This is a genomic window from Actinomyces sp. 2119 (assembly GCF_003591215.1).
Classification (GTDB): domain Bacteria; phylum Actinomycetota; class Actinomycetes; order Actinomycetales; family Actinomycetaceae; genus Actinomyces; species Actinomyces lilanjuaniae.
This window is the reverse complement of sequence record NZ_QYRR01000005.1, coordinates 1-20191: the sequence shown is the minus strand read 5'-3', so window position 1 is coordinate 20191 and position 20191 is coordinate 1. Positions and strand designations below refer to the sequence as shown.

Genomic DNA, 20191 nt, shown 5'->3' with positions numbered 1-20191 from the left:
CTGCTCACTCCCCGATCCTCGCGCTAAGAAGGGTGTCCATGACCGGGCTGGACCCGGACAGCAGCTGCCCCGGTCCGGCCACCGCCAGCACCGCCCACATCCCCGTAGCCCCGTCACTGATCCACAGGGACGCGCACTCACCAGGGCTCTGCGAGGTCCATCCCCGCTGGGTGTCCACGTGGTACCAGGTCATGTAGTAGGCCTCCTCCGTACCCGGCCACTGCTCACGGCTACGGACCACGTACGGGTTAGTGCCGCGCTGGACCGCCAGCAGGGAGATCTCCTGGTACTGGCTCTCCGCTAGCAGGGAGCGCCCCAGGTCCGGGGCGTAGAAGGTGTGGACGTCGGGTGAGGGGTCCCCCTCCAGGTCAGGGAAGAGGATGGTCGTCTGCTCCTGGCCGCCGCTGGACTCCCCCTTCTCCACAGTAGTTCCCTCGGGGGCGGTGAGGGTGAGACCGTCCTGGGTCACGGCCTGCCCCTCCTGGGTCACCTGCTTAATATTCCGCGACGCGTACTCCGGCTCCAGCCGCACCTGGTTGGGGTTGCGCCACTCCACCGGGGTCGCTGTCGCCGCAGCCGCCTGCTGGTCCCCCTCCTGCTGCTCCGCGTCCTGCCGGGCGCACCCCGCCTGGCCCGCCACCAGCAGCGCACCTGGCAGGGCCAGGGCCGAGCGACGCGGGAGAGCCAGGGGGCCGCCCCTGGGCCGACGTGGCAGAGCGCGCCTCCCCATAGTCGCCACAGCCGTCATCAGGCTCGTCACAGTCGTCATGGTCACTCGCACCCTTCCCACGGCAGCCACTCGTCACCCTCCAGGTACCGGCCGTTAGAGTACGTGGTGGAGGAGCTCTCGTCAGAGTACCCGAAGCCGAAGCCGATCCCGCCCGGCTTGAAGTTCGCACTGAGCCCGAAGTCGGTCTGTCCCTCAGTCTCCACGTCCTGCGCGGTGACGGTCCCGTTCTCCCTCGCCTGGGCAATGTAGTCGGCCAGGGCGAAGTGCGCCCCGATGGGGTTGGAGGACGCTCCCGCGGCCCCCACCGCCCGGGCCAGCGCCCAGCCCTGCTCGGCGTCCGGACCGGTCAGGTCGATCGTCGCCTCATAGATGCGTCCACCGGAGGCCGGAGCCGTGGTCCAGTCGTCGCCGAAGGGGTTTGTTGCCGACGCCTCCGCGTTCCCTGCGTACATCAGCTGCATCGAGGTCTCGATCGGCTCCCCGTCCTTGTCAAAGGTGACCGCCACGACCGCCTCCTGCTCACCGGAGGCCTCTCCCTCGCTCTGGTTGATCCCGGGCACGCCGTTGTTCCCCTGGACCGAGCCGTCCACCTTGGCACTGTAGTACACGGTCGTCGTCCCGTCGCCGGGGGAGGTGGTGACTCCCAGCATGTTGGCCTGGTTGACGCCCGCCTCCACGTGCGTGGAACCACCGGTGGCACTGGTACTGGCACTCGTGGTCACCCCGCCGGCGTAGGTGACGGAGGTCGGCTCCGGCGGGGTGTAGCTGCGAGCACCGTTCCTGTCCGTGACGTAGTTGTAGGCGGAGTACAGAAAACCGCCCACACCAGAGACGGCCGAGACAGCCTGCTCCTCCTCCGCCTGCTGCAGGTAGGCCCGCAGCTGCTCGGCCTCCTCAGCGGAGTTGACGGTGTAGGTCGCGGTAGCCTCCCCCTTCAGCCCCGCACCGATACCAGCGCTGGCACCACCCCCGTAGGTGTTGCCGTCAACCGTCACCTCAAGGCCGTAGTCAGTTCCCTTGCCCTCCCCGATAGAGATGTTGGCCGTGTTGGTGGCGGAGACCTGGTAGGTCCCGTCGCTCATCTCCACCACCGTGATCGTCCCGGTCCCGTCAGCGGTCGCGAACACCGACACGCTCACGCTTCTGCTGCGTGACGACTCAGAGAGCTTGCACGGCCCATCCGGCTCGTGGGTCTCCTCGGCCTCGGTGCTGGCCTCCCCGCACTCCAGCTCCGGGCCTCCCACCGCCCGGCTCACCGTGGAGACCAGCTCGCAGCCGATCTGGCGGGCTGCCGGGGAGACGGCGATAACCACCGCCAGGAGCAGCGCGACCACGATGAGAACAGCCCCGACGTACTCCACAGTCGCCTGACCGGACTCGCGATGACGTGTGCTCCTGCTCACTGCTGCTCTTCCTTCCCGCCCCCGCCTGCCGGGGTCCGCCCACCATCTCAGCAGGAGCAGCGAGCCTGTCACAGGGGCGATCGCCCCAACGAGCGACCTGACGACCGCCCTGGCGAGCCACGGAAGACCAAGGCGGGGCGAATAGCGCAGGAGGGAGGCGCAAGAAGAACAGGAAGAGGGCGGGAACCAGGACGGCGGTCAGGGACTCAGGGGCAGAGCTAATCCCCCCTGAACGTGAATGTGTTCCCCGCATACGGCGGCCAGGGACTCTAGGGACAGAGCCCCCAGCCCAGCTGCCTCACAGTCCCAGGGCGCTGCGCTCCTCAGGGCCGACCCATCCGGCACGTCCCTCCAGCGCCCGGAACCAGCGGGCCAGGGCAGGCCAGAAGGAGATCGGCGGGGCCTCCCCGTCCGGGTAGCCCTGCCGTCCGCGGTACTCGTAGTCCTGCACCGTGGTGAACAGGCGGATGTCACTGCCCGTGGGGGCGTCCCCGCACAGGAACTGGCCGATGGAGACCAGCGAGGACAGGGGCGGGCCGTCCAGCATAGTCAGCCCAGCCTCCCGGGAGGCCTCCATCCCTGTTGCCCGGGCCAGCAGGGTGTCGATGACGTCGAAGGCCACCAGGACCCCGTTGGCGGCCTCGGCCGCCGCCGCCTCGTCCTGGGAGTGGGTGGCCACGGCGTGCCCTCGGTTGACGTGCTCACCGACCCACCGGTCCCAGGCGTCGGTGGAGTTGCGCCGCCCCAGGGGGTAGAGGTCGGGGGCGCCGTCGCGGTGCAGGTCCCACCAGGCTGTGGCCAGGTCGAACAGGAGGGAGCCGGAGTCGTCGCTGACGACCTGCCCGGTCGTGGTGTCCACCAGGGCGGGGACCGTGGGAGGCGGCTCGTAGCCGGGGGTGGTGGCATAGACCTCCGCCAGCGACCGAGCGCCCAGGACAGGGTCCTCCCCGGGGGCGCCGTCCGGGCCGGTCAGCTCCCAGTAGCCGTCCTCACCTCTGCCGTAGGTCCACGACACCGGGATCGCCTCTGTCAGCCCCAGCAGGCGACGGGCGATGAGCACCCGGCGGCACCACGGGCAGCTCCCTGAGGCGACCAGGCGGTAACGACCTGCTTCCACAGGAAGGTCGTCGTCAGTAAATCGGTGGGATACTGCCAGGCCCATGTGCGCCTCCTGGGTCAAGATGGGGCTCGGTCGTGCTCAGGAGTCAATCATCCCCCGACCAGCCCCGGCAGGCCCCATATTCTCAGGTGGCGAACCGACAGGCTCAGCCCAGACTGGCCTCGATACTGTCCACGAGCCCCAGGGCGTCGTGACCGTCCCAGCGGGGGTGAGCCAGGAGATCACGCACCCGCGCGCACGCAGCCAGGGCCTCCCCCTTCTCGCCACGCTGGGCGTGCAGGCGGGCGAGAAGGCACAGCGGCCGGGCGGCCGACTCACGGTCGTGGGAGACCATGTAGCCGGAGAAGGCCTTCTCGCAGTGCTCCAGGGCAGGGCCGCTCTCACCGGTGCGCCACAGGATCCACGCCATGTCGTCGTGCCAGTCGCCCAGCTCCCAGGCGGCGGGGTATCCGACGGTGTCAGGCACGTCCTCAACAAGCCCCCTGGCCTCCTGCATGAGGGCGAGGGCCTCCTCCAGGCGGGAGCGGGCCGTGGACAGGGGGCTGTCGTCCACCAGCGCCCGCGCCGCCCGACGCAGGAGCCTGCCCCGCTCTGCCCGCTCCGAGTCTGTGCTGGAGTCCTTGGTGGCGGCGGCCCGCTGGAACAGGGCTGCCGCCCAGGTGCTGTCACCGGTGCTCGCGGCGGCCGCGGCCGCGCAGGCGAGGTGCTCGCCAGCCGCTGCCTGCCGCCCCTGAGCCTCTAGGACCTGTGCGGCTGCCAGAGAGTGGTCCACCACGTCGTGGTACTCGCCCAGCGCCGTAGTCGTCTGGGCCAGCTCCCGGTGCAGATAGGCCACCAGGCTGCCTGCACCGGCCCTGTCAGCCAGGGACAAGGCCGTCTCCAGGACCTCGGCGCTCTCCAGGTAGCGCTCACAGGCACCTAGCGCCGTCCCCAGCGACAGCAGGGAGGTCACCGTGTACATGGCGATCCCGGCAGACATCATGACGCTGGTCTGCTCACGGAAGTGCGTGACCGCCTCGGGGAGCCGCCCCGTCCGCATCGCGGCGACCCCCAGGGTGCGCCGTCCCCGAACAGCCAGCACCGGGGAGACCCGCTCATGACGGCGCAGGACCTCCTCCGCCAGCCGTCCTCCGGTGTCGGCGTCGCCGCACTCGGCCAGCACCTCCGCACGGGCCATGTCCAGGATGTCCTCGATCCTCTCGGCGTGGCGGTCAGCAGGTAGCGCTGCGGCCGCGACGGCAGCCGCCTCCAAGGCGTGCAGCGCCTCCTCCCGGGCCTCCAGGTCCGTCAGGACCGAGGCGCCCGCCATGAGGGCGTCGGCAGCCAGCACCAGGAGGTCGCCCGCACTGCCCCTGCCTGGGCTTCCCGGCCCTGTGTGCCCGTGCTCCTCCACGGCACCGACGGGAGAGGGACCGCCTGGGGCAGCGTGTCTGCCACTGGTGCGCGAACCACCACCGGTGAGCCTCTCGACCGTCGCCGCGATCCGGCTGGTCAGCCGCGTGGCCCGCTCCAGGCGCTGTTCACGCTCACCGGCCTGGTCCCGATCGGCGATGCTGTCAGCGGTGATCTCGTTGTCCAGGTTCAGCAGGTCGATGTAGCAGGCCCCCAGCGGCCCGTAGTCCGCCTGGAGCCGGGGGCGCACCCGCAGGCGCTGCGTGACGGCCTCGTCCATGTCCCCACGGCAGGTCAGGGCTGCCGCCCGCAGCAGCCCTGTCTGCGCCTCCAGCCCCTCCACGACCAGGTCGGGGGGCAGGAGGTCGCGGGTGGCGACCTGGTCCACCACGAACCAGTGGTCCAGGGAGGAGGAGCCCACGACCCTGCGCAGCTCGGCATAGCGGCGCACGGCGTCCTGGCCGTCGCGCACCGGCTCCGGAGGAGCCAGGTCCGTCGGCGGGAGGGGCTGACCCTGCTCTGCCGACTCCTCCCCGGGCTCGTCCCCCCGGGCCTGCACGGGCTGCGGCCCACGGGAGGCGGCCACATCCGTAGTGCCGGGCGCCGGGGTGCCGAGCGCCGCCTCCTGTCCCGAGCCGGGAGGGATGATCCCTAGGGCGGAGGCGACATCAGCGTCGTCGCCGGCCTCGACGGGCGACAGGTCGGTGGGTGCGGGCTCAGGCAGGGGCTCGGGCACCCGCAGCAGGCCGAGGCTCCCCGGACTCCCCAGCCTCCCCGCTGCACGGCCGTCAGCCCCGCCCACAGTGCCGCTGTCAGCGCCGCCCCCATAAGCGTGACGGTCAGCATGACCGTCAGCGGCACCCTCGGTGAGAGGGGCACGGATGAGGCTGCGCTCCAGGTGGTCGGAGACTGTCGTGTTGCCGTTGCGACGATCGTAGGCTGCCGCCAGCCGACGGGCCCAGGCGGACAGCCCGGCGTAGGCCTGGGACACGGGGGTGCCCGTCCCCATGGCAGGGTGGGGGCACCACAGGGCCTCAGCGGGCACGACCACACCCAGTGCCTCCTCCCCGGCCCCGGCGCGCTCGACCTCCCTGAGCACCAGGCTCATCCCGCACAGGGCGGCCAGCAGCACGTGGGCCGACTCCGCCTGGTCCAGCCAACCCACGTGCCGACGCAGGACCTCCATACCCCGCTCCCACCTGCCTGCCAGCGCCAGGTACTCCAGATGATGTCCCACGGCCAGCAGGGCACCCGGATCCCGCCGCAGCCCTCGGTAGGAGCGTAGGTGGGTGTTCCAGGCCGCCCCGGGGCGCCCGGAGGCCAGCAGGGGCAGGAGCACTCGTGACTGCACCGTACGGGCCTGAAGACCGCAACCGACCTCCCCGCGCAGCACAGGCACCGCTGTGGCGACCGCCAGCTCCCACCTCTCCGTCCGGTAGGCGAAGGCCACCTGGCGCGCGGGGTCGCAGCCCTCGCAGTCAGAGCTGTCGTCACGGGGCGTGGCCCTCCACGCGGCTAGCTCCTCAGCGGCCTCCTCCTCCAGTCCCAGCAATCCGGCCACCGTGGCCCGCACACCGTGGACCACGTGCATGGAGGCGCCCTCGCTGCGGTAGAGCTCCTCCAGGCTGGCCTCCAGCTGGCGCACCTGGCCCTTGGCCACCCTCGGGTTGGCGGCGGCCACGGCAACCACCCGCGTGAAGTGCCGACGCAGCCTGCGGGCCTGGTCGGCGTCGAACAGGTCCGGGCGCTCCTGGTAGCGCGCGAGGTTGCGCACAAAGGGTTCCAGCGCCTTCCACTCCTCGTTGCCGTGCAGGTAGCCGTCGGTCAGAGCCAGGCGCGCCACGACCTGAAGATCCTCCTCGCCCAGGGCGTCTGCCCAGGTGACGGCCTCGGCGACCAGCGCGGAGGCCCGGGGGTCGCGTCTCAGGGCGTCGGCGTAGGCGAGGCGCTCACGGATGTCTTCACGTGTGGTCATGGGTGGTTCCTTCCGGTCAGGAGCGCAGGAGGCGGCGTCAGGAGCGGCGGCGTCGCGGCGTCATGGCTGCGGCCCCGGCAGGGCTGCGTCCAGCAGGGCACCGAGCGTCTCGGCGGCCCACGAGCGCTCCCTGGGTCCCAGGGTCTGCCTGCCCTGGAGGAGGCACTGGATATAGAGGCCGCGCAGCATCTGCACGACGACGGCGTCATCCGCCCCTGCTGTCACCAGCCGGACGATCAGCGGGTTGGCCCGGTTGAGGACGAGGCGGGGCACGCGGGTGCCTGCGAGCGGGTCAGCCACACCCAGGACCTGCGACCACACGCCGGAGGCCGCCGGGTGGGAGACGCGCACGGCCACAAGGCCGGCCAGGTCAGGGTCGGGCAGGTAGAGGGCCGGCAGGCTGGTCGGCTCGAAGCGGCGCATGACCACCTCGCAGTCCTGGGGGTCGATTGCCTGGGAAGCGAGCACGAGGACGTCGAGGGCCTGCGCCTCCTCCGCCGGGGAGCAGGGGGTGAAGGCCTCCAGCAGCTCGCCGGGGTCCACCAGCGCGATGTCCGCCCTGGCACCCAGGAGGTCGGCGCGGGCCAGGAAGGCGGAGACGACCTCCTCCTCATAGGCGTAGCCCGCGTTGACCAGGACGATGCCCTGGGCAGCGGCTACGTCCGCCAGCGCCCGGTACTGGTCCACGGTCCGGGTAAACCGGACTCTCTGCCCGCTGGAGGCCAGCTGGGAGAGAGTCCTCGGCCCCAGGGTCGTCTCCATCGGCGCGTAGGACACCACCAGCTCCAGCATGGCGCCGTCGCTGACGGCGACGCTGCGCAGCCCCACGGCGTGGGCGGCCATGAACTCGGCGAAGCCCCCGGGGTCGGTACGCGCCAGGCGCTCCAGCCAGGCGCGCACCGCCTGGCCGACTGCCTCTTGGGTGTGGCAGCGCAGGTCGTCGTCCACGAGCTGCTCGCGCGAGGCGGTCAGGCGCAGGTGGGAGGCATCGGCCACCACCCGCACGAAGTAGGCCCACTCCGGGGCCAGCCCCTCCGCGTGGCGCGAGACGAGCATGCGCCTGACATAGGCGGTGTGGTGGGCGCCGGCCGTGGGGTGGGCCGCAGTCACCACTACCGCGATCCCACGCAGCCCGGCGGCAGGCACCTTCAGATCGATGACGTCGAAGGGGTCGACCCCCAGGTGCTCACGGCACCAGTCCTCCTGCTCCTGGCGGGTCAGTTCCCACGGGGCGGCCTGGCGGGCGTGGCGGGTGAGGGTCCCCCCACCACTGCGTACCTGGACCTCGACCGGGAGCAGGGAGCCGAACTCGTCCACCAGGGCACGCACCGTGGCCGACTCCAGCCACGGCTCGCCGGGCAGGCCGGTCAGCGTGACGCTGGTGCCCGGATGGTCCAGGCTGGTGGGGTCGCCAGGGTCCAGGGCGCGCACCTCGTAGGTCCCGTCGGTGCTGCCCGTCCAGGTCACAGTGGGGCTGTCCGGGGCACGGGCGGACCGGGAGCGCACCAGGATCTCGCTGGAGACCATAAAGCACGACAGCATGCCGATACCGAACTGGCCCAGGTAGTCGCCACGCGCCAGCCCCAGCTCGTCACGCTTGGAGGAGGTACCGATGGTTGACAGGAGTTCTCCGGCCTCCTCCAGCGTCAGCCCGACACCGGTGTCGTGGCAGGTCAGGCCTCCGTCGGCGACAGTGAGGGTGACCTCGGCGGGGCAGCCCGGGTCCAGGGCGCGCCGGGCCGCGATGGCGTCCACCGTGTTCTGGAGCAGCTCGCGGACATAGACACGGGGGCCCGAGTAGAGGTTGCGCGAGAGGAGGTCCACCATCCCGCGCAGGTCAACCTGGAATGCTGCCATCGGCTCAGAGAGCTCCTTCCTGTCTGGTCCCCGCGTCGCGTCTCCCGTGCCGTGCAGGTCCGCCCTGGAACGGCGGTGCCAGGGCGTCACGGACCGCCCGCCTGGCCAGGCGGCCTCGGCTGCCGAGCCTAGCCGGGTCCGGCCAGGTCCGTCGCCCAGTGTCCGTCAGCTTGCTGGAAGCCTCATCACAACGCGGGCGGCCCGTCCGCTCCGGGACGGGCCAGGCGTCTCAGAACTCGATGTCAGCGGCAATGTCCCGGGGCGTGTCCCAGGGCGTGTCCCAGGGCGTGTCCCGGGGCGTGTCCCGGGGCGTGTCATTGAAAGCGTCCGGTACGTCGCTGGGCACGCGCCTGGACGCGTCGAGCTGGCCGACCGGCTCCGCCTCTGCGGCCAGGTCGGCCGGATCCGCCTCCTCGACCTGGGCGGTCACCGTGACGGTAGGGCTGGCCAGGAAGAGCGCCACGAAGCGGTTGAGGTCGATGTGGAGGTCACCGATAGCCAGGTGGGCGGTACCGACAGCCTCCGAGTCGTCCCCACCAGCAGCACGGACCCGCATGAACTCCCGCAGCGCGTCGACGACGTCGGCAAAGCGTCCCTCGATCTCGTCGGAGCCGATCACCAGGGTGCGCCCTCCCTGGAAGTCACCCATCTGGTGCGCGTCGGCACTGGCCCGCAGGACGGACTGCTCCCAGTTGTAGAGCAGCTGCTCGGCCTGGGGGATGTTGCCCGCCTCAGCGGCACGAGCGACGTCGATGTGCCCGTCGAGCAGGGGGCTCCAGGTCTGCCACCAGGCCTGAGCGTACTCGGCAGCGCCCGGGGGCAGGTTCGCGGGCACCTGCGGATAGTGCAGGTGGACCATCTCCTCCCCCGGTATCCCCACGTTCATGGGACGGCTGAAGCCGTGGGGCAGGTCCAGGCGGTAGTAGCTCTCGGCGCTGTATCCGGACATGGTGGAGTCCTCTCGGAGGGGTCGTCGGGCAGGTCCAGGACAGGGGCGGGTCAGCCTCCGGTCACGCCGGTCAACGCGGCAGGGCGTCGGGCAGCCGCAGGGCCGCGTCGGCACGCTGCTGGTAGGCGGCCTCGGTGTAGGTGCCCTCCAGCACGCTGTGAGCCAGGGCGTCCCCGGGGCGCATGACCGAGCGCACCACAGCGAGCAGCAGCTCCAGGTGAGCGGCGAGCCCCTGCTGGCGGAGCACGGCTGCGTAGTCCCCGAAGGAGCCGATGATGTTGACGTACTCCATCTCGGCGTAGCGGGAACTCTGCGGGCTGCTCTGCGGCTGGTAGCAGGAGCCCAGCTCGCCCAGGAAAGCCTGCCTCCTGGTCCTGGCGTAGAAGGGCAGCATGCTGGAGAGCGCGTGGAACCAGGCCAGCCGGTAGTACACGTCGTGGACCAGCCTCATCCCCGGGGCCGACTCCTGGGCGGTCTGCTCCTCATAGCGGCGTCTCTGCGGGGCAGCCTGCTCCTGCGCCAGCTCCTCCGCCCACTCCGGTGCCGCCTGCATGGCGGGGGAGGGCTGGAAGACGACCCGGGAGCCGCAACCCGGGCAGGTGAGGTAGACCGCCACGTGGTAGAGCTCGGGAAGAGGCACGCGGGTGCCGCACCGCTGACAGGTGAAGGAGGCCTGGGCCAGCCTCCAGTCCTCGACCGCCCTGTCCCACCCCGCGGACTGGGGCACGTCGTGGTAGGGCAGGTCCTGCTGAGCAAGGTCCTGCCGGGGCTGTTCAGGGGGCTGGTACGCCGGGATCTGGTCGGTAGCCTGGTCCTCCAGGCCTGGCCGGGACCGGGTGGGCGCCCCGTCCACGACACGCTCCAGCCGGGTCCGAAAGTCGCCCACCATAGCCCTGGCCGTCTCCAGGAGGTTCTCCAGGGCAGCGCGCTCCTGCGGGGTGAGGTGGTCGTCGTCGATCCTGCCAAAGGGAGCAAGATGCTGGTCGAAGGTGCGCTGCGCCTTGGTGTGGAGGTACATGACGGTGCGACGGACCTCTGCACGGTGCTCCTGTGCGGCCCCGGGGTCGCTCACCTGGAGCCCGGCGGTCACGGAGGCGGCCTGGGCGGTGTACTCGCGAGCGCGCGCCTCCAGGCGGTCCAGGTAGACCCGCAGGCGCTCAGTCAGCGCCTCCAGCTGGCTGCGGTAGTGGGCATAGGTGGGCACAACTGCCTCCTTGCGCTGGGAAGGTGACGACAGGCAAAAGACGAGAAAGACGGAGAAGACAGAACGGAAAGGCAGAAGAGAGACGGGCGGTGGTGGACAGGTGGCCAGAGGCGGGGCCGCCGTGTCCCGGCAGCACCCACCGGCACAAGGCTACGGGATGCTGCTACCTCTCACTTACCTCTCACTGACCCGCCTGCCCGTCACAGTCCGGCAGCCGCCCACGTCCCCGCCCCTCGCACAGGATCGCGGCGTCCACCGCCAGGCCCACCGTCATGAGGCCGGCTCCCCGCCCCCTGCGTACCGAGGCAGGAGCGCGGTCCTTGTCAGGTCGAGCAGCGCGATCACCGGCTCACCTGGCTGACTGGCAGCCCTGGCCACGACGGCAACCCGCTCGCGCCCCGTGGTCACGAACCGGTCGGCACCCAGAGTGACCACCTGGCCGGGCCCGAGGAGGACCTCCACCTCCCACCTGCCCCGGCGCACCCTCGAGCCCAGGGTGGCGCCGACCAGCCTGACCGGCGGCTGCGTCCTCAGACCCGGTGCTCCCGTCTGCTCCCCTGCCTTCCCGGTGGCTGCCGACTCCCCGGCACCGACCTGCCCGGAGCCTGTGCCTGGTGAGACCCTCAGAGTCTCCCCGGACTCCTGTGCCCGCAGCGCCCCGGGCGCCAGGGCGAGGCAGGACCCGCCCCCCGCCCCCGCGGCCAGGAACGGCCCGAAGCCGAGGAACCTGGCGACCTCGTCGCTGCCCGGGTGCGCCCACAGCCTCTCGGGGGTGTCCAGCCGCAGGAGGCGGCCCGAACCCATGACACCGACACGGTCAGCCACAGTCATCGCCTCGTCCTGGTCGTGGGTGACATAGAGGGCGGTGGTTCCCTGGGCACGCAGGATGGAGCGCAGGTCTGCGGCCAGCTGGTCACGCAGGGCACGGTCCAGGGAGGACAGGGGCTCGTCCAGCAGGAGGAGCCGTGGGGAGGGGGCCAGTGAGCGGGCCAGGGCCACACGCTGGGCCTGGCCGCCCGACAGCGTCGCCACCCGGCGCCGCCCCAGGCCGGACAGCCCCACGAGCGCCAGCATCTCCTCCACCCTCTGGGCACGTTGGCCCCGCGGGAGCCGCCTCAGCCCGTAGGCGACGTTCCCGGCCACGTCGCGGTGCTCAAAGAGCTGCCCGTCCTGGAACATCAGCCCGAACCCGCGCCGGTGGACAGGCAGGCCCACCACGTCCTCACCGTCCCAGCGGACCTCCCCGGCGGCCAGGTCCTCCAGGCCTGCCACGGCGCGCAGCAGCGAGGACTTGCCACAGCCGGAGGGACCCAGGAGCGCGACGACCTCCCCGGGGGCCACGTCAAGGTCGAGGCCGCTGACGGCACCGGTAGCAGTGCGCCCCCCATAGGTCACGGCGAGGCCGCGTACGGACAGGCCCCTGGCGCCCGGGCCGGCCGTGCTGGCTGTACCGGCGGCCTCACCTGTGGCGGCGCCACTGGTCCCGGGCGCACCGCTAGTCGTACCGGCCGTACCGTTGCTGCTGGTCCCGGGACTCATGCTGGTCATGATCCTCCTGGTCATGATCGTCCTGGTCATGGTCATCGCTCCTGTCCTCTCAGCTCAGCCACGCGCGCCAGCGCCTCGCATCCCAGCATGACCAGTCCCGCCCCCACGGCGAGCACGACCCCGGCGGCCAGGGCCATCCCCTGGTTCTGCGCCCCCGGGCTGGAGATGAGGCGGTAGACCACCACCGGCAAGGTGGGCTCCTGGGGGCGGGCCAGGAACGACGTCGCCCCGAACTCGCCCAGGGAGGTCGCCAGGGCCAGACCTGCGGCCAGCCCGCCCGAGCGCAGCGCCTGGGGGCCGTCCACGCTCAGCAGCACTCGGCCCGGCCCGGCTCCCAGGGCGGCGGCGGCCTGGCGCTGGCGGGGGTCGACAGCGCGCAGGGACGGCAGGAGAGTGCGCACCACCAGGGGGACGGCCACCACCGCCTGGGCCAGGGGCAGCACCCACCAGGAGCGAGTCAGGGACAGGGGCGGGCGGCTCAGGGTGATGAGGAAGCCGAAGCCCACGGTGACCGCGGAGACCCCCAGAGGCAGCATGAAGACGGCGTCCAGGACGACCAGCGCCCGGGCGAGCCAGCGCCCCCGGGGCCGTCGGGACAGGAGCAGGCTGACAGCCACCCCCACCACCAGGGCGATGATGGCGGCGACCACGGCCACCCGCACGGAGGCTGCGGCCGCCTGCCACACGGTGACCACCAACGCGTTGCGCCCCCCGGTGGTGGCCAGGTCGGCATAGTTGGCCAGGGTCCAGGCGCCGTCGCGCTGTAGGGAGCGCGTCACCAGGACCGCCATGGGGGCCACCAGCAACCCGGCGACGGTGGCAGCGGTGACCAGGAGGGCGGGCAGGTCGGCAGGGCTCAGGCGGGTGGGCCTCACCTCGGTACGCGTGCGCAGGCGCACCTGGGTGGCCCGTCGGGCACGCTCGGCCACCCACAGGGCCGCAGCGACGACACCGAGCTGGAGCATGGACAGGACGGCCGCCGCCCGCAGGTCGAGGTACTGGGTGGTGAGCACATAGATCTCGGTCTCGACGGTGCCCGTGCTCGGGCCGCCCAGCACCAGGACCACCCCGTAGGCAGTGGCGCTGAACAGGAAGGTCAGCGAGGCGGAGGAGGCCACGGCAGGAGCCAGGGCGGGCAGGGTGACGGTAGCCAGGGCACGGGCCGGTGAGGCCCCCAGCGCCCGGGCGGCCTCCACGGCGCGGGGGTCCAGCCGGGACCACATGGTGCCCACAGTGCGTACCACCAGGCCGTAGTTGAAGAAGGCCAGGGCGGCGACCACCGCCGTCGTCGTCCCGTCCAGGCCCAGCGCCTCCAGGGGGCCGCCGGTGGTGACCAGCGCGTGGAAGGCGGTGCCCACCACGACGGTGGGCAGCACGAAGGGGACGGTGACCACGGCGCGCAGCAGGCCCCGCCCAGGGAAGCGGCGTCGGTAGAGGACCAGCGCCCCGGGCACGCCCAGGACCACGCAGGCGGTGGTGGCCAGGGCGGCCTGGACCAGGGTCTGTCGCAGGACCCGCCAGGTGCGCTCCCGGGTAAGGACCTCGGCGACACCACCGGGGTCGGGCACGCCCTCGGGGGCCAGGCCGCGCGCCACCAGGGTGGCCACCGGCCAGGCGAACAGGAGGGCGAGCAGGCCCAGAGGCAGGGCGAGCGCCAGGGTCCAGCCCAGGCGCTCCGCCCAGCTGGGCCTCGGGCCGGGCGGGCCGGCCCGGGACAGGGGCGCTCCTGCCCGGCCGACGTGACCGCCGGACCTGGGGTGCCCGGGCTCACCGGTACGCCCGTGCCCGCCCCGTCGCGTGACCGGGGCAAGGCTGTCGGGCTCGCTGTTCCCCGGGCGCTCGGGCACCCCGCCTGCTGCCGGGCTCACGCGCCGACAGCCTCGCTCCAGGCGCTCAGCCACTCCTCCCGGTGGGCGGTGATGTCCTGGGGGCTGACAGTGACGGGGTCGGGAGCCAGCGGCCCGAAGGACTCCAGCTCGGGGGGCAGGGAGGCCTCGGCATCCACGGGGTACATGTACATCTGGCCGGGGATGTCCTCCTGGACCGCCCGGGAGAGCATCCACTCCACGAAGGCCCGGCCTCCTTCCGGGTTGGCGGCCCCGGTGAGCACCCCGGCGTACTCCACCTGGCGGAAGGCGGTGGCAGGCAGGGCCGCGGTGGTGGTGGCCGAGCCGTCGTCGGTGAGGGTGTAGGCGGGCGAGGAGGAGTAGGACACCACGACCGGGTAGGAGCCCTGGCCGCCGCCTGCGGTGAAGTCGGTGTAGTAGGCGTCGGACCACCCGGCGTCGATGCGGGTCCCGCCCTCGACCAGCGTCTTCCAGTAGCTGGCGAAGCCGGAGCCGGCACCGGTGCCGAAGTGGCCGACGGTGGCCAGCATCCAGGCCAGGCCGGTGGAGGAGGTGGAGGGGTCGATGGCCACCAGGAGGGGGGCGTAGTCGCTGTCGGCGAGGTCCTCAAAGGTGCTCGGTGCAGCGAGGTCGCGGTCGGCGAAGTAGGCGGTGTCGATGTTGAGGCAGACGTCGCCGACGTCGACGGGGGCCAGGGCAGGGGTGTCCTCGACGACGTAGCCGTCGGCCCCCGGGGGCAGGGCGGGGACGGCGGTGGTGTCGATGACGCCCTCGGCCAGGGCTCGGGAGGCGTAGGTGTTGTCGATGCCGTAGACGGCGTCGCCCAGGGGGGCGTCCTTGGTGAGAACAAGCCGGTTGACCAGCTCGCCGGTGTCACCGGAGGGCAGGGTGGTCAGCGTGTAGCCGGTGTCGGCCTCGAAGGCGGCGAGGAGGTCCTCGGAGAGGCTGAAGGAGTCGTGGGTGACCACAGTGACGGTGCTGCCGGAGGCTGCGCCGCCGGGGTCCCCGCCTGAGCAGGCGGCCAGGGCGGCCGACAGCGTGGCCGCCAGCGCCCCGGCGCCCCCGGCGGTGAGAAGGCTGCGGCGGGAAGGGGTGGGGCTGAGGCGGGCGGCGCAGGTGGGGGCGGGGCTGAGGCGGGAACGGGAGCGTCCCGGCCCCAGCCGGGTCAGTGGCTGCGGAACCAGCAGCCGGGGGCCAGTGCGCACCTGGGAACGGCTGCACGGCTGGGCGTGAGCGCACGGCCGGAGTCGGCTGCTCTGGGGTGTCTGTGTTGTTGTCATGGTTGTCATGGCTGTGCCTCCAGGATGGTGGTCCGGAGGGCCTGGGCAGGCGGCACGCTGGCCACGGTGCTGCGCGCACTGCCCAGGGAGATGTCTCGACTTCCTTCGCCGGTGCTAGCCGGAGCAGGTTCGAGGGTCTGCGGGTGCCCGCACTCTCAGCGCCGCTGCCGCTGACGGGGCCGGGTTGGCCGTGGTGGTTGGCACGCTGGCCGGACCCGGGCTGCCTGGCGGCGGGGCGCTCCCCTGTCGCAGGGTCCATGGTAGCGGGTGGTGGCGGGGCCGTGTGGTGGGTGTAGGCAGGCTGTTCTGGCTTGGAGACGCAGACGCTGAAGAACACCGCCCGTTCGGCTATTGTTCATCCGTGACGGTGACGGCTTACGGCGATGAGAGCATCCGTCGCACAGGTGTACCCGAGTCGATGTACTTGCTCGGCGCCTATCTTCATGACGACGCCCTCCCGGACCCGATCAGCCCCCTGAAGAAACTCGCGCGAGGACCCAAGCTCCACTGGCGGGACTCCGTGCCCCACGTCAGGAAAGAGGCGTGTCGCGTCATCGGCTCCTCCTCTGCCCGCCATCTGATTGTCCTCGCCTCTCCCTTGGTGCATGGTGCTCACGAAGAGCAGGCACGCCAGCAGGCGCTCATGACGCTAGTGACAATTCTTGCCTGTGACTACGATGTCGGGAGGTTGGTGCTTGAGCACAGGCAACGGAAGCAGGACGACAAGGATCAAGCCACTGTCGCTATCGCTCGTCAAAGCGGGATGATCTCCACACGCTTCAGCCTGCAGCACGCCTACGGTGATGAAGAACCGCATCTGTGGGTACCTGACCAGGTTCTTGGTGCTTACGGCGACGCGAGGACAGGGAAAACCACAAACTGGAACCTGCTGGCTGCTTCCGTCCGGCTGGAGACGATGCAGCCCACCAGGTAGCGCGAACGCCGGGCCCTATGACCTCACAGGCGCCCGGCGTCTACTTCCGCTCCGCACCGTAATGCAGCGGCACACAGAGTATGACATGACCCCGTCTAGGAAGCAACCCCATGCGCTCCACTAGTCGGTGACAGGGCGCTCCCCTGTCGCAGGGACCATGGTAGCGGGTGGTAGGGGTGGCGTCCGCGACAGCGGCACGTCTTGCTACGGTTGGAGGGGTGAGCACCGACGCCTCCAGCAGCCCTGGCCTGAGAACCCGCGACCTGCCCGACGTCGAGACCATGACCCGCCATATCGCGGTGGACGCAGCCCTCATGAACGCCTCCCTCAACAGGGTCGGCGGCCCCCGCGCCGGGGACACCGGGGAGCCTGGGGACACCGTGCTGGTCCCTCCGCACTACACCGGAGCGCAGCCCCACGGGTGGTACTACAGTGACGGCGGCGGCTCCTGGGCGCAGTTGATCCAGCTCACTGGTGGCCGGGCACTGCTGGCGGGCTTCGACCGGGACGTGTCCTTCGGCTACTCCGGCGAGGAGGACCCGCGCCGGGGCCTGCCGGAGTGGGCTGCCCGGCTCCTGCCTTGGAGACCACAGGACAGACAGACCCGGCACGTCCAGTGGTGGACTGTTGCCGCGCTCTACGACGGGCAGCAGTGGTGGGAACCTGACACCGACGACGCTGGTGTCGAGCTGAGCGGACTGGAGATGCTGGCAGCGGGTGATGAGTGCCTGCAGCAGTACGCTGACGACTCCTTCTCCGACTACTTCTTCGGGGTGGACCTCAGCCCTAGAAAGCCTCCCACCGATGAGAGGGAGGCGCGCCTGCGGGCACTGACGGACGAGGTCGTCAACGAGTTCTTCTTTGGCGGCGGCCCCGGCACTGGCCCCGGCCTTGGCCCTGAGGAGCCTCCCGCCGATGACCCGCTGGCCGCGGACCCGCTGATGACCGTGGAAGGTGTCCGTGAGGTCCTCGCACGCGTCCCGGACATTCCCGGGCCTGTCCTGCAGAAGCTGATGGACATGGCGCACGACTTTCGGATCCACCACAGACCGAGGCAGGAGGCACGCGCCCTGGCCCGTGACGTCGAGGAGGCCTTCGACACCTGCCGCAGGCACGCCCTGCGCCGTGCTGTTAGCCAGGGAGCCGACCTGACCGAGGAGGCACTGCTGGCCCTGGCGGGCAGCCCGGAGTGCAGCCTGACTACCGGGGTGCAGGCCGCCCGCAGGTTTGCCAGCATCACCCCGCTGCCCGACGGCGCCGATCTCGGCTACCCCCTGGGCTAGGGCATCGCGGGCTACTAGCTGTGAGCCGTGAGACACCTGGTGCTTACGAACGGACCTTGATGTGCCGCCCGGTCGTTAAGCCGCGTGCCACGGTTCCGCTCCCAGCCTGACGCCATACGAGCCCCTCGCTGACGCAGCCGCCCTCAGTGCGCCTCCACGGCGTGGTTTGGACGAGTGAACTGTGCGGCATGCGCCACCAGCGTCTGCCCCACCGCCTCTCCCAGGCGCACGGGAACAGCGTTACCTATGAGGCGGCCCAGGACGTTGAACCGGACAGGCTCATCGGGCCGCACAAACTTGTACTTCGGCGGGAAGGTCTGCAAGATCGCGGCCTCGCGAAGTGAGATGGCCCGATCCTGCTCGGGATGCCCGAAACGCCCGTTGCCGTATCCGAAGCACTGAGTAGTGATGGTCGGACTCGCCTCATCCCAGGACATGCGTCCGTACACGCTCGGGTAGGTCGCACCACTGGTCTTGCGGTGACACGCGGCTCGGAGGTCCTCGGGCCAGTCACGCCACGTCCCCCCCGGCTTCGAATGACGTATCCGCTCCAGGTTCACCCTGCTCAGCCGAGAGGCTACGTGCAGCCGGTCCTCGGGGTCCGACTCGCCAGCCCTGATGGGGCGGAGTCCCCCGATAGCCTGACGCACAGTCCTTGCTTCCTTCCCCTCCTGCGAGAGGGGAAGGCCGACGTCGCCGAGTCGTGAGGCGACCAGGACAAGACGCTTTCTTGTCTGCGGGACACCAATACGAGCGGCCTGGACTACGGACCACCCGACCGAGTAGCCACTCAGGTCCTCCACGAACCGGCTAAATACCGGATGGTCCAGCAGCTGCGGCACATTCTCCATCGTCACGAGGTCAGGCTGGACCTCTCGCACCAGCCTGCCAAACGTCTCAACAAGCTGCCAGTCGCTACCGCGCCTCTTGCTGCGGCCAGAGCGGCTGTATGTCGAGAACGGCTGGCAGGGCGCGCACCCGGCAATCAGGCTGACATCAGCTCCACCGACGAGCCGCTCTACCTCTGACGCCTCAAGGTCATTCACGTCGCCTTCAACGAACCTCGCCTCATTGTTAGCCTCATAGGGATACCTGCATGCGGGATCAATATCGATCCCGGCTACGACGTCTATGCCAGCCCGGGCGAGGCCGTGGGTGAGTCCACCGACTCCACAGAACAGATCAACAGCACGGATCGAGAGGGTGCCGACCTCCTTTCTCACGAAACTCGCACCTCCCGTCTTCTTTCCCGTCTCCTCTTGCCTACGATCTCACGCGCGATGAAGCTATCGAAGCAGCCGACGGCTTCTCGCAGGTAGTCACTGACCGCGTCGGCAACCTCCTTGAGCTCACCGACTGTCACGGTTTCCCCACAGCACTCGACAAAGGACAGCGAGCCGTGCGCCAGCCTGTTACGGCGGTCCTTGACAAGCTTCAACGCACCCATATTGTCTCTGATATGGCGCTTGGCTGCCTGAGATACATCCCGGGAGATCACCAACCTGCAACCGACGCGCTCGCAGAGCTCCTTGATAGAGACGTCATCCCAGTTCCCTCCTCCACCAGGGTCGATCTTGAAGCCCTTGACCGGCACCTGGTCCAGGAGCTGTTCGCACATGCCGAGAGCAGCCTCCAGCCGTCTCTTAGGGCCGAGGTCGTTTCCGACAGGCTGCACAGGCCTGCCTTGAGGATATCGTGGCGAGAGCGCCATCGTCGACACGGCGGGCTGGTGATCCCTAAGCCCGTTTCCGGGAGAGTACCAGGAGATACCGACGCCTTCTACACCCTGGATCTGGGCTGTGTATTGTCGACACGACACGATGGGATCGCAGCCTGGACAAAGCGGAGGGAACTACCCGGCCGCCCGAGTCCGCCTGAGACCCTCGGCAGATAGTTCATCTGAGCCGCCAGCCTCGGGGGGTCACCTGGCGGCAACCGGGTGACCCCCATCATGCGCTACGGTCGGGGACCGCCAGCGTCGCCCCCTGGACCAGGCCCCTTTGTCAGAACGTCGCTCCTGGGCCAGACTGTCAACGCCGTCCCTGAGCCAGCCAGTCGGGGGTGGCCCGGGGGTCACGGGGGAAGAGACGCAGCTCCTCGGCACAGTCGTCCGCGGTGACGGGGGGGGTGAGCTGGGGCTGGTGGTCGTAGTCGAAGTCGGAGGCCAGCTGGTAGTCACGGCTGCTCATGGTCAGCGACGCCCATGTCCACGCGCCTCCTCCGGGGCGGGCCATGGGCGAGCGCAGGCGCACTGACTCCTCCACGATCGGGCCAGGGACCACGTTCTCCTCCCAGTCGCCTCCTGGGCGCAGAGCGCGGGTGCGGGCGGCGGCTCGCGTGCCCACGCACTGGACCTCGACCACCACCTCGCTCACGCCTGCGGAGCGCATAAACTCGGCCAGGTGGGTCTGCAGGCTGTCAACAGCCTCCATCTGGGCTTCAAAGGACCACTCGGGCATGAGATCTCCTATCCGCCCGGGCGCACCGGGCTCAAACCGCCTCTGCCGCGGCGCTTGGGAACCTGTGTCCCCAAGCCTACAAGCCAGAGGCAGCACCGGCGGGTAACGCAGAAATATCTCCCGGATACGTCCCGCCTGTCCTGGCATGTGAGCTCAGAGGTCGGCGGTCCCGCCCCGGCGTGACGGACACCAGGGCGCGGGGGAGGCGGA

15 protein-coding genes are annotated in these 20191 nt (G+C 70.6%); 2 read left to right on the top strand and 13 right to left on the bottom strand.

Annotated elements, in window-relative coordinates; all coding sequences use genetic code 11:
- Positions 1 to 4: 4 nt before the first annotated feature.
- The 10 genes from D4740_RS06920 to D4740_RS06875 form a co-directional block, all read right to left on the bottom strand.
- Positions 5 to 769: a hypothetical protein gene (locus D4740_RS06920; RefSeq protein WP_147392865.1), complete on the bottom strand. Its 765-nt coding sequence runs from the start codon at positions 767 to 769 to the stop codon at positions 5 to 7.
- A 2-nt stretch (positions 770 to 771) separates the two neighbouring features.
- A complete protein-coding gene (locus D4740_RS06915; RefSeq protein ID WP_147392864.1) occupies positions 772 to 2133 on the bottom strand; it encodes a hypothetical protein in 1362 nt (453 codons plus the stop codon).
- 298 nt (positions 2134 to 2431) lie between these two features.
- A complete protein-coding gene (locus D4740_RS06910) occupies positions 2432 to 3295 on the bottom strand; it encodes a glutathione S-transferase C-terminal domain-containing protein (protein ID WP_119836227.1) in 864 nt (287 codons plus the stop codon).
- Between the two features lie 103 nt (positions 3296 to 3398).
- Complete coding sequence (locus tag D4740_RS06905) at positions 3399 to 6620, bottom strand: hypothetical protein (RefSeq protein WP_119836226.1); 3222 nt, start codon at positions 6618 to 6620, stop codon at positions 3399 to 3401.
- 60 nt (positions 6621 to 6680) lie between these two features.
- A complete protein-coding gene (locus tag D4740_RS06900; protein WP_119836225.1) occupies positions 6681 to 8477 on the bottom strand; it encodes an HSP90 family protein in 1797 nt (598 codons plus the stop codon).
- A gap of 229 nt (positions 8478 to 8706) precedes the next feature.
- Positions 8707 to 9426 carry a DUF6620 family protein gene (locus D4740_RS06895; protein ID WP_119836224.1) on the bottom strand — a complete coding sequence of 240 codons (720 nt, stop codon included), beginning with the start codon at positions 9424 to 9426 and terminating at the stop codon, positions 8707 to 8709.
- A 70-nt stretch (positions 9427 to 9496) separates the two neighbouring features.
- Positions 9497 to 10630, bottom strand: coding sequence for a hypothetical protein (locus D4740_RS06890; RefSeq protein ID WP_119836223.1), 1134 nt, complete (start codon positions 10628 to 10630; stop codon positions 9497 to 9499).
- A gap of 270 nt (positions 10631 to 10900) precedes the next feature.
- Complete coding sequence (locus D4740_RS06885; protein WP_243106869.1) at positions 10901 to 12208, bottom strand: ABC transporter ATP-binding protein; 1308 nt, start codon at positions 12206 to 12208, stop codon at positions 10901 to 10903.
- 2 nt (positions 12209 to 12210) lie between these two features.
- Positions 12211 to 14046: an iron ABC transporter permease gene (locus D4740_RS06880; RefSeq protein WP_259390708.1), complete on the bottom strand. Its 1836-nt coding sequence runs from the start codon at positions 14044 to 14046 to the stop codon at positions 12211 to 12213.
- Positions 14043 to 15230, bottom strand: coding sequence for a thiamine ABC transporter substrate-binding protein (locus D4740_RS06875; protein ID WP_310732074.1), 1188 nt, complete (start codon positions 15228 to 15230; stop codon positions 14043 to 14045). The genes D4740_RS06880 and D4740_RS06875 overlap by 4 nt, the downstream gene beginning before the upstream one ends.
- Positions 15231 to 15666: 436 nt before the next feature.
- Between D4740_RS06875 and D4740_RS06870 the strand changes: the two genes are divergently transcribed.
- On the top strand, positions 15667 to 16239 hold the full coding sequence (locus D4740_RS06870; protein ID WP_147392863.1) for a hypothetical protein: 573 nt from the start codon (positions 15667 to 15669) through the stop codon (positions 16237 to 16239).
- 218 nt (positions 16240 to 16457) lie between these two features.
- The gene (locus tag D4740_RS06865; RefSeq protein ID WP_119836221.1) at positions 16458 to 17522 is read left to right on the top strand and encodes a hypothetical protein; all 1065 of its coding nucleotides are present in this window, start codon (positions 16458 to 16460) and stop codon (positions 17520 to 17522) included.
- 143 nt (positions 17523 to 17665) lie between these two features.
- Here the strand turns inward: D4740_RS06865 and D4740_RS06860 are convergent, their stop codons facing one another.
- The 3 genes from D4740_RS06860 to D4740_RS06850 form a co-directional block, all read right to left on the bottom strand.
- The gene (locus D4740_RS06860) at positions 17666 to 18745 is read right to left on the bottom strand and encodes a DNA cytosine methyltransferase (RefSeq protein ID WP_119836220.1); all 1080 of its coding nucleotides are present in this window, start codon (positions 18743 to 18745) and stop codon (positions 17666 to 17668) included.
- Entirely contained in the window at positions 18742 to 19233 is a 492-nt protein-coding gene (locus D4740_RS06855) for an MAE_28990/MAE_18760 family HEPN-like nuclease (protein ID WP_259390742.1), read from the bottom strand. Before D4740_RS06855 ends, D4740_RS06860 begins: the two co-directional genes overlap by 4 nt.
- A gap of 319 nt (positions 19234 to 19552) precedes the next feature.
- Positions 19553 to 19981, bottom strand: coding sequence for a hypothetical protein (locus D4740_RS06850; protein ID WP_119836218.1), 429 nt, complete (start codon positions 19979 to 19981; stop codon positions 19553 to 19555).
- Positions 19982 to 20191 lie beyond the last annotated feature (210 nt).